The organism is Pseudoalteromonas sp. MSK9-3 (genome assembly GCF_003590335.1).
Taxonomy (GTDB): domain Bacteria; phylum Pseudomonadota; class Gammaproteobacteria; order Enterobacterales; family Alteromonadaceae; genus Pseudoalteromonas.
Window position 1 is genome coordinate 1 of the sequence record NZ_MIET01000073.1, and the last position, 742, is coordinate 742.

A 742-nucleotide genomic window follows, 5' to 3' on the forward strand; every position below is an offset into this window, starting at 1 on the left:
ATGGGAGTGGGTTGCTCCAGAAGTAGGTAGCTTAACCTTAGGGAGGGCGCTTACCACGGAGTGATTCATGACTGGGGTGAAGTCGTAACAAGGTAGCCCTAGGGGAACCTGGGGCTGGATCACCTCCTTATACGATTTAGAACTTATTTGTTCGTAGTGTCCACACAGATGATTGTTAGTTAGTTTTATCCTTAGGGATTAACTAATTAATATTGCTCTTTAAAAATTTGGAAAAGCTGATAAATAAATTCTTATAGATATTCGTATCTATAAAGAGTTTTCAAAAGTAAAACAATGCCAATTAATCAATGATTAATTAGCATCTACTTTAGTATTCAATATTAACTTCTGGCGAAGTTTAAACTGTCTTTGACAATACAAACCATTTTGGGTTGTATGGTTAAGTGACTAAGCGTATACGGTGGATGCCTTGGCAGTTGGAGGCGATGAAGGACGTACTAACTTGCGATAAGCCTAGTTGAGCCAGTAAGAGGCGCTTGAGACTAGGATTTCCGAATGGGGAAACCCACCTGCTTTGCAGGTATCATATGGTGAATACATAGCCATATGAGGCGAACGCGGAGAACTGAAACATCTAAGTACCCGTAGGAAAAGAAATCAACCGAGATTCCGAAAGTAGCGGCGAGCGAAATCGGAACAGCCCTTAAGCTGTTTTGTAATTAGTGGAAGGCTCTGGAAAGTGCCACGATACAGGGTGATAGTCCCGTACACAAAAATTTAT

2 rRNA genes are annotated in these 742 nt (G+C 41.1%); both read left to right on the plus strand.

What is annotated here, in order from left to right:
* Nucleotides 1-130, plus strand: a 16S ribosomal RNA gene (locus BGP78_RS22370); the annotation flags it as partial.
* A gap of 268 nt (nucleotides 131-398) precedes the next feature.
* Nucleotides 399-742: ribosomal RNA gene (locus tag BGP78_RS22375) — 23S ribosomal RNA — on the plus strand; the annotation flags it as partial.